The organism is Janthinobacterium sp. FW305-129, from assembly GCF_020858115.1.
GTDB lineage: Bacteria > Pseudomonadota > Gammaproteobacteria > Burkholderiales > Burkholderiaceae_D > Janthinobacterium.
On sequence record NZ_JACYMM010000001.1, the window covers coordinates 774436 to 790398 of the forward strand.

Genomic DNA, 15963 nt, shown 5'->3' on the forward strand with positions numbered 1-15963 from the left:
TGGACTGGCTGGGTGGGCGCATGCAAGCCCGAAGCAGCAGTCTGGCGGCCGGATTCCTACGCGTCTGTACGCGAACGAACGTTCAGCCTCAAACCGCGCCGGGTCGTGCCGACGCCCCCCTGCGCCGCATACCCCGTGTGGCGGGCGCAGTGGTCGAGCGCCTGGCGCAAGGCCGTATCGACATTGCGCAAGGACATGTCGTGCCGCTCGGCCACTTCCTGGCGGGTCAGCTCATCCACGCGCAGCGCTTCGAGCACTTGCCGGTGGCGCCGCGGCAGCAGCTCGACGGCTTGCGCCAGACGGCGCACGTCGGCCTGCAGCTCGGCCAGGCGCTCCGGCCCGGCCGCCGTATCGGCCAGGAAATCGACGAGGCTGGCGGCGCCATCTCCATCGCCCTCGTCCGCATACAGCCAGGCGCGGTTGCGGCGCAGGCTGTCCATGGCCGCATTGCAGGCCACGCGAAACACGTAGGCGACGGGGCTGTGCGCCAGCGTCGCGCCATCCCCGGCCGCCAGCGCGCCCAGGCGCAGCCAGGCGTCGTGCAGGCTGTCGCTGGCCAGTTCGGCGCAACCGAGGTGGCGCGCCAGGCGCCGGTGCAGGCTCCGGTAATTGCTTTCCAGTACCGCCTGCAGCCGGGCGCCCTGCCCCGGCGCCGGCAGGGGCGCCACGTCGTTGGCCGCCTGCCGGCGGGGCCGGATGGCGGGCCGGAACCTGGCCATGCCTGCAGCGCCCGCCATGCGCAAGGGCAAGGCATCGGCCACATTCGCCATGCCGGCCATCATGGCGACAACCTGCTGCGTTCCTGCGCCGTCAGCTGGCGCGTGGCCGATTCCGGCAGCGGGCCCAGGCCCAGCACGCGCACGGCGCTGCGCGGGTTGTAGTCGGCCGCCTCGGTGCGCGCGCCCTCCTGCGGTGCCGCTTGCGCGCTGTCGGGCGGGGCGTCGCTGCCAAAGCCCAGCACGCGCACCGTGAACACGGACGGCTGCGCGGCGCGGGTGGCCGCGCGCTCGCGCTGCACCACGTCCTGGGCGGCGGCCGTGGCCTGCGTGGCGGCCGCGCTGGCGTTCGTCATGGCGGCCACGTTGACGGACGCCACCGCCGGCATGCCCTTGGATTCGCCCTTGACCTGGATGTTCGCCGCGTTCATCACCGTCAGCGCGGCCAGGTTGACGCTGCCCGACACGCGGATGCCCGCCTCGCCCGCGTCGATGGTGCCCAGCGGCGCCAGCAAATCGACGTCGCCGGCCGGCACTTCGGCGATCGGCGCCAGGGTGGCGATGCCGGCGCCCGTGCTGGGCACGTCGGACGACAGGGTCACATTGCCCCAGTTGTCATACACGCGCTTGGGCGGCGTATAGACGATGGTCGACTTCGAGCCGCGGCCCGCGTTGATATCGCCTTGCGACGACCAGCCCAGGATATCGCCGCCAAACGTCGTCATGACGCGGCTCTGGCCCAGCAGGATGCTGCCGTGCGAGAACAGCTCGATATTGCCGCCGCCCTTGGTGATGATGCCCGAGGTCGACGGCGGTGCCTCGCCTTCGATGCCGAACACCTGTTTGCCGCCCGGCGTCAACAGCTGGATGTCGCCGCCAAAGTTCGTGTGCACGTAGCCGCTGCGGGGGAAATAGTCCCAGCGCTGCTCGCCATCATTGCGCACCGCGTACAGCCCGCGGTACATGACGATGTCGCCCGCATAGGCAATCGCCTTGCCATTCGCGTCGGCGGCCGGCGCCAGGGCCGCGATGGCGTTGCGGCTGCGCAGGAAGCTGCCGTAGCGGGCGCTGTCCACATCGTTGAACTCGCGCCCGCCCGCCTTCAGTTCCGCGAAATACACGTCGCGGGCAAACACGCGCTGCTGCGGCTCGGGCAAGGCCAGATAAAAGGCCTGCGCCTCGGCGGCCGTGCCCTTGAAGCCGTAGCGTTCATTCAGCCAGGTCGTCAATTCGGTCGCATACGACTTCACCACCTTGCCAGCCTGGTCGGCCAGCGGCACGCCCGCCTGGGCCACGTTGGCCGGGTCCAGATACGGCTTGACGAAGCGCAGGTAGTCGAGACCGGCCGCGCCCACGCCCGCCTGCATGGCGATGCTGGCGCCCGGGCGTTTATCTCCGGCGACGACAGGACCGAGGCTGACGACGCTGCCCTTGTCCTGCATCAATATGTTGCGTCCGGCGCTGATATCGAGCGTGCCGGGGCCGGCCACGTTGAAGGAGCTGTTCAGGATATCGCGCCCGGCCGACACCAGCGACACGTCATACGCATTATTGTGCACGACCAGGTTACTGATATTGGCGAAACGCATCTCGCTGCCGCTGGCCTGGCCATTGATGGCTTCCAGCTGCGCCGTGCCGCTGCCGACGATATCGCGGCCCGCCTTCATCCACACGGGCTGCCCGCCCTCGTACCAGGTAATGCCCGCATGCTTGGCGTCGGAAAAGGCGAGGATGCGGCCGCTATTCACGCCCACCAGGTCGCCCGTGACGGCATAGATACGGGCCGCTTGCGTGCCGCTGTTGGCGGAGCCGGCCGAGGAATTGGGGCCGAAGGCAAACAGCGGGAAGTTCCATTTCGTTGCCGGCGTCCCCGTGCTTGAGACATTGCTAGCCAGGGGACTGGTCACGTAAGACTTGATATCCCAGCCCGTGAAGCCAGGCTTGAACGGCGTCGCGATGCTGTCGGCGGCCGCACCGGACTGGCTGATGGCATAGCCGCCCGCATAGATGGAATCACTGGCCAGCCATTGCAACTGGGCGTTGGAAGACGGCGCCAGCACCAAAGGATCCGCATACACGGACGCGCTACCCCAATCCGCGATGGTCTTGCCGTAGTACAGGCTGCCATTCGCGGCAGCCGCCCGCACGATGGAGGGATAGACGATGGCCAGGTCGGTGGCCGTGCCGACCGGCGCCGTCAACGGCGTCATGTTGCCGCCGGCGGAGAACAGGTCGAGCGCCGTGCGCGGCGTCCACAGGCTGAACCAGCTGTAGCCAAAGCCCTGCTCGCCCGCCGCGCCGGTAAACGGCGTGGCATTGAACGCGGTCACGCGGCCGGGGTCGGCAACGTCCTGCAGCACCTGGTCGCCCAGCGTCGCCACGTTGAACGTGGCATCGCCCGGCACCAGGGTCATGCCGCCCCGGGGCGAGGCGCGCGTGGCACGGAAGGCGTCAAAGGCGCGCGTTTCCAGCGGCACGTGATCCGTATTGCGCGTACCGTATTCCAGCGCCACGCTGCCCAACTGCGTGGCCAACGTTTCCACGTGGCCACGCAAGTCGACCAGCGCGCCATTCAGGTGGCCGCCACCGGGCTTGCTGGCGGGGTTGAGGGCGCCGCCCACGCGCAGGTCCAGGTCGCCGCCGCCCGTCAGCAGCAGGCTGCCGTCGGCCTGCACGCGGCCCGTGCCGCCGACAGCCAGCAGCAAGCCCTGCGAGCGTCGGTTGATGTTTTCACTATAAGAGCTGCCCGTCAGCGGCGCCAGCACGCCCGCATCGCCTGCCACGTCGGCACGCAGATTGCCGCCGCCCAGGGTGCCGAAGCCTGTAAAGCCCAGCACCGTATCGGCCAGGGTATCGCGGGCCACGTAGCTGCCGAAATTGATCCACCACGCCGTCGGCTGGGGCGCGCCGCCTGTGGCCACGCCACCGCTGCCCTGGCGCCACAGCCAGTTGCCCACTGCCACCGAGTCAGCCATGCCATCCTTGCTCACGGGACGCAGGTTGCTGGCGACAGCCGCGTCGATCAGCGAGCCGCTCAAGTCACCGGCCACCTGCAGCAGCAGATTGCCGCCCTGGTCCGGATACCATGCGCGGTAAATGCTGTCGGCGCCGCCGTCGACCAGATGTTCGTGCGCACCGTCCGGATTGTTCAATACCTTGCCGTCGGCATTGCGCGCCCGTGCCTGGTTGAACGGGTCGCCTGCCGACGTCGCCGTGGACGACATGCCGGCCGTGTACACGCCGTACAGGCTGTCCACGCGCAAGTCGCCGCCGCTGACCAGGTCCAGGTCGCCCGTGCCCGTGCGCAGCACGCTGTGGCGCAGGCTCGACGCCTTGTAGTCGAACGTGGCGTTGGGCAGGCCGCACCAGGTGGGATTGTCCTCGCAAATGGTCGGCCACTTGAGCGCCACGGGGTCGAGCAGGTCGCCCGCCTTCACGTTGTCATCCGCAAACTCTTCCGCGCCGGCCTTGGTCCACACGTAGGCCACCCTCAGATCGCACCAGCCGGGGGTGTCGGCACAGAACTGCGCAATCGTGGTGCCGTTCTGATTGAGGAATTCCTCGGAGATCGGCTCGCCCGCCACGACGCCTTCGATGCCCTGCTCTCCCGCTTCCTTGCTCCAGTACTGCACGCCTTTCGGCGGGATCAGGATGCCATACATGCCGTAATGGCTGTCGGCCAGGCGCAGGGTGCCGTGGCTTGGGTGCGCCTGCACGCCGCGCGTGTCGGCCGCCTCCAGGTCGGCGCCGGCCACCAGGCGCATGCCCCATGCTTGCGAGCCTTCCGCCAGCATGGGCGCGATGGCCCACAGCTTGCCCTGGCTGCCCGCCACGTCCGGACGCAGCTGGATTGAATCCACATTGGGCATCAGCTTGACGTCGGTGCCGGACGGGATCAGCGCCCCCACGGCCAGCGCCAGGTTGCCATTGAGTGCAAACACCGAGCGTTCGCCCGCCACGCCAGGCAGGGGCACGCCCTTGGGCCAGGTCATGGCGCGCACCTTGACCGCTTGCGCCAGCACGCTGCCCGCGTCGAGGCGCATGCCGGCTGTCAAGGTCTGCGCCGTGGCCAGCAAGCTGCCTGCCGCATGGACGATGTTGCCGGCGCTGTCGCGCACGGCGGCCGCCAGCACCGTGCCGGCCGGCAAGGTGACGGCCTGGTCCAGCGTCGCGGCCACGGGCAGGCGCGTGTCGGCGAGCAGATTGAAGCCCTTGAGGGGCACGTCGTAATTGAGCGCGATCCCGCCCGGGAACAAGGTGCCGTCGGCCACGGTCACGCCCTGGCCCGGCACGATGACGTCGCTGCCATTGATGTCGCGCCCCGGCAGCAAGACCCAGCCGCCGTCGTCCTTGGTGGCCGGTGGCGGCGCGAAGCCGTCATTGATGCTGCCGTAGATGCTCAAATCGCCGCCGGCGCGCAGCAGCAGGCTGCCCACCTCGCCCGAACCGCGCACAGCCGTGTGCGGGAAGCGCGGGTTCAGGCTGGCATAGCGCATGCCCGACAGATCCAGGTCGCCCCGCACCACCAGGTCGCCGTCCGCCGTCTTGCTGACGATATCGACGCCGGGGCGCAAATGCAGCGCCTCGGCATACGCGGCCGTGGTCAAGCCCGCCAGTTTGATATTGCGCAAGTTCGTGTTGGCCAGCGCCGCGTCGATGAAAGCCGTGCTGTCCGCATGCTTGCCGTCGAGATATGCCTGGTCGATCACCTGGTAGGGGCGGCCGCTGGCCGACAGATCCGTGGCGTAGGCCGCATCGTCATAGCGCTGCATGGCGTTGACGGCGATTGATTTCGCGCCGCGTATCGTCAAACCGCCGCCGGCCGCAATGGCGATGTCGCCGAAGGTGGCCGCATCAAGATCCGTGCGAACGCCGCCGCTGCCCAGGCGCGGCGCGCTCAGTTCCACGGTGCCGCGCGCGGCGCCGTCGTGTTCGCCCTTGCCCTTGCCGGCCACGGCCACCGTGCCGTGGCGCACGTCGATCTGCGCGCCGCCGGCCAGGTCCAATGTGCCCTCGCCCGCATTCAGTTCCACCATGGCGCGGTTCGGGCTGTCGATGATCTTGCCATAGCTGTCGACGCGCAACAGCGTGCCATGCGCGTCGAGCACGGCGTTGCCGGCCAAAGTTAATCCATGCTTGCCGGCCAGGCGGATGCTGCCCACGCGCTCGCCGCTGGCGTCGATTGTGCCGGCCACCGTCAGGCGGCCGTTGTCGAGCGATACCTGCACCTCGCCCGCCTTGAGTTCATTGACGATGGTCAAGTCGCCCTGTTTCAGCTGGAAGCTGCGCCCGCCCGTCACGCCGCCTTCCGTCAGGCGCGTGTTCAGCGACGCGAACTGGCTGTCCAGCGTGCCGCCCGCGCCCAGCGTCTGCGCGCGCACGTCCACGCTGCCCTTCTTGTATGGCACGACGGTGCCGCCCGCGTCATAGCTGCCGCTGGCGCCGCCAAGGATCTTGCCCTGCAAGTCCACCATGCCGGCCGCGCCATCGAGCGCCACGGCCTTCAGGCTGCCGGCGCGGTTGTTCTCGGCCGACAGGTCGATCACGGCGCCGCTGGCTGCGCGGATATCGCCGGCGCGGCTGTCCAGGGTCACGTCGCCGCCCCAGCTGTATTTGTCCACGTCGAAGAAGGTGGACTTGCGGCCCGCCATGTCGATGCGCGCGCCGTCGGCCACGCTGATGTCGTGCTGGGCGCTAATGGTCAGCTTGCCGCTAGGCAACACCACGGCCGTTGCGACGGTGACGCTGTCGCCGTTCAGCGCCAGTTGCGCGCCCAGCGCCGCGTTATTCCTGACGGGGGCCGCTGGCGCCGCGCCCGCCGGGGCCGCCACCGTCAGCGCGCCGCCCGCCGTGTAGCTGTGCGCGGAACCTGCGTCGCCCGTCAGCAGCGGCGTGCTGATATGGAGGTTGCCGCCGCTGTACTGGTAGCCCTTGCCCGTTTCATAGGCGCCCTGCGCCTGGTAGACGGACAGGCTGCCCTTGTGATTGGCCGTCACCTGGCCCGACGCTTTCAGGTTGACTTTGCCAAAGCCCAGCGCCAGGCGGTCGAACGAGGCGACGCCGGCCGGCTGCGTGAAGGGGCCGAAGCCGAAATCGATACGCTCCGCTTCCAGGTTCAGGGTGCCGCTGCCCGTGCCGGCGCCGCGCGTAATCACATTGCCGGCCGGCGACAGGGCGCCACCCCAGATCAGGTTAGCCGTGCGGATGGTCGCCACGGCATCGGCGCCGCCCTGTCCATACATGGCGGGCGTGGTCAGCACCAGGCGCTCCAGGGTCGATTTCCCCGTGCCCTTGTCATAGGTATCGAGCACCACGTCGCCATAGAAATTGACGCTGTCGGCCGCGCTCAGCATGAGCGCCTGCAGGGCCGGCGCGCCCGTGCTGGTATCGCCGCGCAGCAGGCGGTCCAGCAAGCCCTGGTTCATCGCCAGGCCGGTGGAACGCGTGCCGCTGGCATGGGCCGCCGCCAGCGCCTCGTTCGAGCCAATATTGATGGCGCCCACGGCCAGGCTCAGGTTGCGCGTGCCGTAGCGCGCCGTGTCGTCCAGCTGGAAGCTGCCGGTGGTCGACAGCAGCAACGTGCCTTCCGAGTACAGGCTCGCTGTGCCCGTACCTGTGCCCCCGCAAGCGTCGTCGCATACGCCGATGCGGATGCCGCCGCGCGTCGCGCCGCCAACCGGCGCCACATTGAGCAAACCGTTCGAGGCGGCCAGCACGTGCACATCCGGGCGGCTCTTGTAGATGAAGCCGTCGTTGGCGTCATACGCGGCCTTGCCGCGCCCCACAGTGTTGATGCCGGCGCCGGCGGCGATATCGATCAAACCATCGCCCAATTCATAATTGCCAGGATCCTGGGCCACCAGGAATACCTCGGGCGCCGACAGGACGGCTCCCGCGCGCAGGTAGATGGCGCGCGCCGAGTTGACGCCGAAATTCACGTAATTGCCGCCCTGGCCATACTCCACCGTCGATGAATTGCCCACCACGATGCGGGCCGCGCCGATATTGTTCAGGCTTGACGCGCGCACGCTGACCTGCCCGGCGCCGCTGGTGGCCGGCGCGCCGTCGGCGAGGATTTCAATCACGCCAGCGGAGTTAATGTTCGGCATCAGCACCACGCTGCCGCCATAGCCGCCCTCGGCTGCGGCGAACTTGCCCGTGCCATTGAACTGGAACGTGTCCAGGCCGCCGCCTTGCGCCAGGGTCAGCTTGAGCGTCTTGGCATCGGATGGCAGCTGCGCGCGGGGAATGCCACGCGTTTGCGCATCGGCCAGGGCAAACGCGGCATAGCCTGTTTCGTTGTACTGCGAGTACGTGCGCAAGACCTTGGCCGGCGTGAGTATCAGCTGGCTGGCCAGCGGCGCGCGGATGTCCGTGCCGGCGATCGACAGTGTGCCAGGCGCCGCCCAGGAACCGTTGCGCAGCTGCTGCGCCAGCGTGCCGGCGCTGCCCTGGCCCGCCAGGCCGTTCAGTTCCACGCGGAAGGCACCCGGCAGCAAGGCATAGGTCGATGGCATCAGGGTGTAGGTGCCGGCTGGCAAGCCCGGCACGCCATTGCCTATCGTCACCTGCCGGCCGATGGCCGCATCGGATGCCGCCTTGTCGCCGCCCGAAGGCGATTGCGGCGCCTGCACGCCCGGCACGATGGCGTACACGGGATTCGTCGCCAGACCCGGCAGGACAAAACCGCCGTTTGCGCCCACCTGTACCAGCGGATGGTAGCGCGCGTCGGTGGAGCCGCCGCGGCCGGCGATGAAACCGGCGCCCGTCAGTTCGCCGCCGCCGGACAGGTCCAGCAGCGCGCCCGGCCGCACGTCCACGGCCACGCCGGCCATTTCCACGCCGAGGCGCAGGGCGCCCTGCGCATTGAAGCCGCCCACGCCCATGAGGGAGGTCAACTTGCCATCCACGTTCCAGTTCTGGCCATCGACGGTGCCGCCATACGGCATGGCCAGGCCGGCACCGCTGACAGAGGTAATACTCCCTGGCAACAAATTAACGGTCAGGCTCTTGTCATTGTCATAGCGTGCCGCGCCGATGGCCAGGCGCCCCAGCGGCGCGCGCACGACGCCGCCCTGCTCGATGTGCGCGGCCTCCAGTTCCAGCGAGCCGAAGGCGGAATACGGCATGGCCGGCACGCTGTCGGTGGTGCGCGCGATGTGCAGGGCATGGGCGGGATCGTAGCCGATCTTGCCATTGATGCTGCCATAACCGGCCCGCACGGCGGCGCCGGCGCCCGTTTCCGGATACAGCTGGGCCGCGCTGAGGGTCATGTCGCCCGGCGTGGACAGCACCGTCGTCGCCTGGTTGCCATCCCATCCCAGCGGCGACAGCAGGAAGCGCAGGTCGCCGCGGCTCGTCAGGCGCACGTCGTCGGCGACGACATTGACCATGCCGCGCACGTCGATCAGGTCGCCAGCTATGCTGACCTGGCCGGCCACCGGCGACTGGCCCGCCGTGCCCGGCGTGACATAGTAGTCGCGCCCTGCCGGCTTGACGCTGGCCAGGCGCACGTACGGCGCCGCGATGCCGACCTTCGCACCGGGCTTGCTGCCTGGCGCCAGCACGGGCGCACCGTACAGCTGGAAGCTTTGCTGCAGCGTCAGCGACACGTCGCCATCGAAGGAGGCGGCGCCCAGCAGGGACAGGTTGCCGAAGCCGCCCGCCTCCACTTGCTCCACCGAGTAGCGGCCATGGCCATACTGCAGCAGCGGTGCCGCGTCCTGCGCATGCACGCCGCCGGCCAGGTCGCTGGCAACCTTGCTCTGCGTCAAGGCCAGCTGGCGCCCCTGCAGCACCTTGTCCGTCGCCAGCGTTTTCAGGTAGACGGGCGTGCCCGTGGCCACGGACAGGCTGCCGCCCGCCGCGCCCGCACCGCCCGCCCGGGCCAGCAGCTGGCCATCGAGGTACAAGCCGTTGTTCGACGCCAGCGCAATGCTGCCGCCCGCGCTGGCCACGTCGACGGCCGCGCCGTTTACGTCCAGCACGGCGTGCGCACCGGAAGCATCCAATACGGCGCCATCGCGCACGACGACGAACAGGCTGGCCGCCGACGTGCTGCCCTGCGCATGGTCGATCTCGCCGCCGATGACGATGCTGCCGCCATCGATCACCTTGCCGTAGCGCCGGCCCTGCGCATCCGTGGCCGTGACGGCGCGCGACGCGACGTCGAGCACGGCGTTTTCGCCTATCCAGATGGAACGGCCATGGCCGGCCGCTTCCACCGCTTCGGAGACGTTCACGTCGACGCCCACGCCGCCCAGGCTGATCTTGCCGCCCCAGGCGTTCAGCCGGCCTTCCACCGTCAGCTGGCCCACGCTGGCCAGCTTGATGGCCTGGCCCGCATCGACGCTCACCACGGCGCCCTTGCCTATCAGCAACTCGGCGCTGGCCATGTCGGCCGCGCCGGACTGGATATCGCCCACCTGCAGGGCCAGGCTGGCACCCTTGCGCTGCGTCAAAGTGCTCTTCAGCGCGTTTTCCGTGACCTGCTCCGGCGTCCACAAGGCCAGTTTTTCATTGTCCACCACGCGCAGCACGGGCATGCGCACGTCGACTTGCGTGCCGTCCGCCACCGTCAAGCCCTGCTTGCCGAGCAGGCTGTAGCTGGAAAAGCCCTTGTCGAAAAAGTCGCCGCCCAGGTGCAGGGCGCCTGCGACGGGTTTTTCAATGTCGCCAATGACAATCTTGTTCGCCTGTAATTCGAGCTTGCCGCCGCCCGTCACGCCATGGCCGCGCAGCTGCGCGCCCTCGCCCAGCACCAGGTCGGCCTTGGCGCCATAGCTGGCCAGGGTCACGTTGCCGCCCTTGCCGCCCTGCTGTTTCGCCTGAGAAAGAATTGCCGCGCCCGCGCTGACGTCGATCAGGCTGCCGCTGCCGATGCGCACGTCGCCGTTCGCCCGCAGCGTGACATTGCCGCCATTGATATATGGCAAACCGGCAGCGGCCAGCGGGTCGCGCAGCACATTGGCCAGCAAGCCGCTGGTGTCGAGCGTGACGCCGTCGGCCAGCACCAGCTGGCCCGCTGGCCCGCCCGGGTTCACGACCGTATCGACCATGCCCAGCGCGCCGACCTGGTTCAGCACATTGCCGGCCGCAATGCTGCCGCCATGGCTGCGCAGGCTGGCGTTGATCGCCACGTCCTTGCCATACAGGGTGATATTGCCGCCATCGGCCACCTGCAGCGCGCTGTCGACCGTGATCGCGCCTTTCGCGGCGAGGCGGATGGCGCCCAGACGTTGCTCATTGAGCAAGCCAGTATCGAGCAGCAGCTTGCCCTGGCGCTCGGGCGCCAGCACGCCTGTCACGTCGAGGCCGGCGGCGATGCCGTCCTGCACGCGCGTCAGGCGCACCTCGTCCATGACGGCCGACAATGCATGCTGCAGCACGCCCGTGCGCTTGTCGAACATGGGCTGGTACTGGCCGACGATCAATTGTCCCCGCTGCGCGGCCGCCAGCTGCGACTGCTGGTAGCCGTCGAGCAGGGCCTGCGGCGCCTGCGTCTGGCGCTCGCCCTGGAAGACCTCGCCCGCAATCGCCCCTTCCAGCACGGCAGAACCGGTCGCAACCACCAGCTTGCCGGCGTCGCGGCCCACCGTGTAGCCGTTTTCCAGGCGTTTTTGCGCGGCGATCAGGGGACTGGCGTAAAACGCGCTGGCTTCCTTGCCCCAGCGCGCATGTTCTTCCTCGTAGCCCTTGTACACGCCCGCATACGCCAGGTCGGCCGGCGCGCTGCCCGCCTCATATAATTTGCCATCGGCGCCCTTGAGCCAGGTCTGGCGCAGCGCGCCCGTCTGCACGTCCAGGGTGCCGCCCGACAGGTTGATGGCGGAGCCAAGCTGCGTGACGACATCCTTGCCGCCGAAGCTGACCGTGCCGCCCTGCGCCATCCATTCGCTGACGGAATGGCCCTGCGTGCCCAGGTAGCCGGCCACTTCCAGCAAGCCGCCAGCCGTGTACCAGCGGTCGCTGTCGTAGCCGTTCGTACCTTTTGGCACGAACACCAGCTTGCGGCGGTCGACCCAGATACTGCTGTTGAGCAAGGCCTTGCCATCGCGGTTGACGGGCGCGTCGCGCTGCTCGTTGCCCTGCACATTGATCTCGACATTGTTCGCTTCCATGGCCACCTTCACGCCCACGGCGCCGGAAACGTCGAGTTGGGCGCCGTCGCGCACGAGGCTGCGGCTGGCCGCGTTGACGGCGATCTGGCCGCCCGTGGCCAGGGTCAGCGAGTCGCCGAGGAACTCCACCGTGCCGGCGCTGCCGATCTCGATGCGCGACTGGTCGCGGCGGTCGTTCACGGCGAGGATATTTTCCGTGCCCGTCACGGCCGGGCCGCGCATGGCGTCGCGCTGGCTGTCGAGCGCCGTCGTCTTGCCGTCGTCCTCGATGACGATGGCCGTGGTGGCGCCGCGGCCCATGGTGACGGCGGCGTCGCTGCCCAGGGCATTGAGGTGTATCGTGCCGCGCGTGGCCGTGGTGGTGGACGCCAGCAGCACGCCGTCCTGCTGCACCGTGCGCCCGGCCAGTGTGACGTCGCCTTCGCGCGCCTGGATCAGGCCCGTGTTGACGACCTTGCCTGCCGTGCTGCCGGCCGCAAACTGCGGCGTGACTTCGCTGCCGCGCGTGGTCGACAGCGGATTGCCGTCCGTGCCCACGCCTTTTTTAATGGCAAAACTGTCGCCGGCCGCCAGCAGGGCCTGGCCCTTGGGCGTGCTGATCTCGCCCCCATTGTGGACTTCCTTGCCCAGCAGCATCACATAACCGCCGCCCTCCGTGCTGCCCTTGGTCGCATTGCTGGCCAGGCGCGCGCCCGCCTGCACCTGCACCTTGCCGCCCGCGTCCGTAAAAGTCGTGGCGCCAGCCGTGCCGGCGCTGTAGATGCCGTTTTTCTGGAATTGCGCATCGCCGATGCGGGCCGCGGCCGCCACCAGGCTGCGCGTGTCGACCTGGCTCGTGCCGCTAAACACGATGCCGTTGCGGTTGACCAGCAGCAGCGTGCCATCGGCCTTGATCTGGCCCTGGATCTGGCTGGGTCGGGCTTGCGGATCGTTGACGCGGTTCAGCACGGCCCAGTCCTTCTGTTGCTGGAACGTCAGGGTCGTGTCCTTGCCCACATTAAACGTTTCCCAGTTCAGGATGGCCTTGTCCGCCGTCTGCTGCACCACCACGGCCGTCTTGCCGTTCGCCACCGTCTGCACGGGACCCTGGGCATTGATCCAGCCGGCCGTCAGGCTGTTGGTGTCGACCTGCAAGCCGCCCTGCGCCAGGCCGTTCGGCACGCTGGCGCCGCCGGCAGCGGCCTGGCGCGCCTGCGCCTGGGCCGCTTGCTGCGCGGCGATGGCGCGCGCGGCCAGGTTCAGGTTGTTGAGCGAGCGCTGCAACTGCTGGTTCGCCTGCTGTTGCTGGCCCTCGGGGCGGCTGCCCAGGGGCAGCGGCTGGCCATTCGGCAAGCGGCCCGAACTGGCCGCCGTATTCTGGTTCGCCCCCTTGGCCGCGAACCAGCCGCCGCTGAACGCCTGCTGCGCGCGGGCCGGCGTGGTGAAGGCACCCGCCATCAGCATGGTGGTCAGCGCGTAAGCGAGCGGCGTGAGCCGCAAGCGGCTGCCCAGCGTGGAGCTACGCTGCGCGCCCTTGTCGACGTTCGGGACGGGGCGCTGGGCAGTGTGAAACTTGGTCATGGCAATGGTTTCCTGGCTAGAGAGTAGGGAACGGAGCCTGGCGGTAGCGCAAGCGTCCATGCCTCCATGACGTAGCTCGATGGCGGAAGGGATAATGTTTTTTGGAAAATATTTTTAAATATTTTCAAATAAGCCCGCCAAAGGAAAACCCGGAATCAGCTGAGCAAGACGATGCCGCCTGGCAAGCTTGTCATTTGCGCGCCATACAGGTCGCGTATCATCGCCAGCGCGCCATCGGTTTGCCCGATGGAAAAGCGCATGCGCACGAGGCGGCGGCCCAGTTCGGGATTGCGCAGCAGCACGCGACCGGGCCGGTAGCGGTTGATTTCATCGACGACATCGGCCAGCGGCTTGCCGACGAACGACAGCGCGCCCGTGCGCCAGGCGCTGGCCTCGCCCTTTGCTGCAGCCGTGGCGGCCTGCACGCCCCGCTCGTCGTACGCCAGTTGCTGCCCCGCGTCCAGGGTCACGCGCCGCTGCTGCCAGACGACTTCCACGGCGCCCGCCAGGCAGGTGACGCAGACGGCGTCGTCCGTGTGGCGCACATTGAAGCGGGCCGACTGCGCCAGCAGGCGCCCCGCTCCCGCCAGCACCGTGACGGGCTGGCGCGCGCCGCTGGCGAGGATTTCCGCCTCGCCGCCCAGCAGTTCGATGGACTCGGGCGCCCGCACGTCGATGCGCGTCTGCGTATTCATCTGCACCGTCATCTGCTGCGACACGGCCACCTGCCGCTGCTCGCCCGTGCCCGTGCGGTAGTCGGCGGCGAATTCCTGCAACGACGGCCAGGCGCCCAGCGGCGGGCGCAGGGCCAGCACGGCCACGCCGGCCGCCAGCGCGCCGCCAAGGAAGGCGCGCCGCCCGGGGCGCAGCGGAAACGCCAGCACGTTCGCCCGCTGTGGCGCGGCGGCGGCGCGGGTCAAGGCGGGATCGAGCGCTTGCCACAAGTGTTGCAGGTCGCGCCAGGCGCGCGCATGGTCGGGGCTGCGCGCGCACCAGGCGCGCAAGGCGGCGGCATCGGCTTGCGTGAAATCGTCGGAGCGCAGCCGCGCCCACCAGGCGGCGGCTTGCCGGCCGATGGCAGCGTCGCTGCCGGCACGATTAAAAGGGGCGCGTTGATCGCGGTCAGGAGCAGTCATGAGATTCATCAATATTTACGGCGGCCCGACACATCGCTGCGCTGGACGGCCTCGGCGTCGGCCATGCACGTTTTACAGTGTTGCATGGCGGCCTGCAATTCTTTCTTCACCATCGCCACGGAAATGCCGAAGCGCTCGGCGATGTCCGCATTCAGCATGCCGTCGATGCGCGCCGCCGTCAGGATGGCGCGGCGGCGCGGCGACAGGCCCGCCAGCGCCGCGTCGAGCGCCTGCACGTCGAGCCGCGCCGAGACGATGCGCGCCGGGTCGCTGATGTCGTCGCCGGCCTCGTCGGCCATGTGCATCAGCTCGTCGCGTTCGCGCTCGGTGACGATGATGCGGTCGCGGCGGTAGGCATCGGTGGCGATATTGGCCGCCATGCGCAGCAGGTAGGCGTCGGGATTGTGGACGGGCGCGGCGGCGGGGCCAGGCGACACCATCGCTTCGAGGCGCAGCCAGGTTTCCTGCAGCGCATCGGCCGCATGGTGCTTGCAGCCGACGACCCTTTCCAGGCGCCAGCGCAGCACGGCGTAGCGCGAACTGAGGTGGCCTTTCAGCCTGGTGCGCAGGTCGGGCAGGCTCATGGCGCGGAGCTTCCTTGCGCGGCGGCGCAATCGACTTCGCTGCCCGGGCCTTGCGGCAGCAGCAGGATGGAGACGGGCTGCGGCATCGTGGGCAGCGGCGGCGCCCCCACGCGCATGCCCAGCACCACGCGCGCAATCGCCGTGTCGCGCGCGCGCAAGCCCGTGCTGTCGAGCAGGTGCACGCGGTCCACCACGCCGGCACGGTTCAGATACAGCTGCAGCGCCAGCCGGTAGCCGCCGGGACGCGTCTGCGCCGCGCGGCACAGCAGCCCCAGCAGCACGTGCTGCAGACGGCTGACATAGGCCAGGTGGTCGCCGCCGCCCTGCGCGGCGCCCGGGATGTCGGCGGCGGCCACGACGGCGGCCGGCGGCAAGTCCGCTGCGGCCAGCGCTGAAGCCGCGGCCGGGGCATACACGATGACGGCTTGCGCGTCGGACAGCCGCGATTGCAGGCCCGTGCCCTCCAGCAAGACTTGCAGGGCCGCACCGGCCGCATGCGCGCCGCGCACGGCGGCCGACTGGCGCTGCGCGTAGCGCTGGTCCATCAGCACGGCGATGCCCGTGCGGCGGCTGTACAGGTCGAGCGCGTCGCCCAGGTTTTGCGCGGCGATATCGAACTGCAGCACGGGGCCGTCGGCCGGCTGCGCCCGCACGGGCCCCACCGCGGCCAGGAAACCCAGCAAAACCAGGTATCCCGCCAGCGCAAGCACATGGACGGATGCCGGGCTGCCTGTCATATCGCTATCGTGTCGCTATCGTGTGAGAAGTAAAGCAGGACGCCTGGGGGTGTTCAACATTAACAATCCTTGCGTCAACTGCAACAGGCTACACAGCAAACATGACGGCT

Annotated in this window: 5 protein-coding genes; all 5 read right to left on the reverse strand. The window is 69.0% G+C overall.

The genetic code is table 11. The annotated features are described in order from the left end of the window. Positions 1-56 precede the first annotated feature (56 nt). The 5 genes from IGS61_RS03260 to IGS61_RS03280 all read right to left on the reverse strand — a co-directional run bounded on the left by IGS61_RS03260 (position 57) and on the right by IGS61_RS03280 (position 15853). Positions 57-782 (reverse strand): sigma-70 family RNA polymerase sigma factor, encoded by a 726-nt coding sequence (locus tag IGS61_RS03260; protein ID WP_230538280.1) that lies wholly within the window; start codon positions 780-782, stop codon positions 57-59. Further along, the gene (locus IGS61_RS03265) at positions 779-13396 is read right to left on the reverse strand and encodes a filamentous haemagglutinin family protein (RefSeq protein WP_230538281.1); all 12618 of its coding nucleotides are present in this window, start codon (positions 13394-13396) and stop codon (positions 779-781) included. The genes IGS61_RS03260 and IGS61_RS03265 overlap by 4 nt, the downstream gene beginning before the upstream one ends. A 155-nt stretch (positions 13397-13551) precedes the next feature. Beyond that, complete coding sequence (locus tag IGS61_RS03270; protein ID WP_230538282.1) at positions 13552-14532, reverse strand: FecR family protein; 981 nt, start codon at positions 14530-14532, stop codon at positions 13552-13554. 8 nt (positions 14533-14540) lie between these two features. Next, complete coding sequence (locus IGS61_RS03275) at positions 14541-15116, reverse strand: RNA polymerase sigma factor (protein WP_230538283.1); 576 nt, start codon at positions 15114-15116, stop codon at positions 14541-14543. Further along, entirely contained in the window at positions 15113-15853 is a 741-nt protein-coding gene (locus IGS61_RS03280) for a hypothetical protein (protein ID WP_230538284.1), read from the reverse strand. Before IGS61_RS03280 ends, IGS61_RS03275 begins: the two co-directional genes overlap by 4 nt. Positions 15854-15963: the final 110 nt, after the last annotated feature.

Bases quoted from the DNA above. Each gene is read 5' to 3' on its own strand.
- IGS61_RS03265 (WP_230538281.1), bottom strand. From the start codon at position 13,396: ATGACCAAGTTTCACACTGCCCAGCGCCCCGTCCCGAACGTCGACAAG.
- IGS61_RS03280 (WP_230538284.1), bottom strand. From the start codon at position 15,853: ATGACAGGCAGCCCGGCATCCGTCCATGTGCTTGCGCTGGCGGGATAC.
- IGS61_RS03260 (WP_230538280.1), bottom strand. From the start codon at position 782: ATGATGGCCGGCATGGCGAATGTGGCCGATGCCTTGCCCTTGCGCATG.
- IGS61_RS03275 (WP_230538283.1), bottom strand. From the start codon at position 15,116: ATGAGCCTGCCCGACCTGCGCACCAGGCTGAAAGGCCACCTCAGTTCG.
- IGS61_RS03270 (WP_230538282.1), bottom strand. From the start codon at position 14,532: ATGACTGCTCCTGACCGCGATCAACGCGCCCCTTTTAATCGTGCCGGC.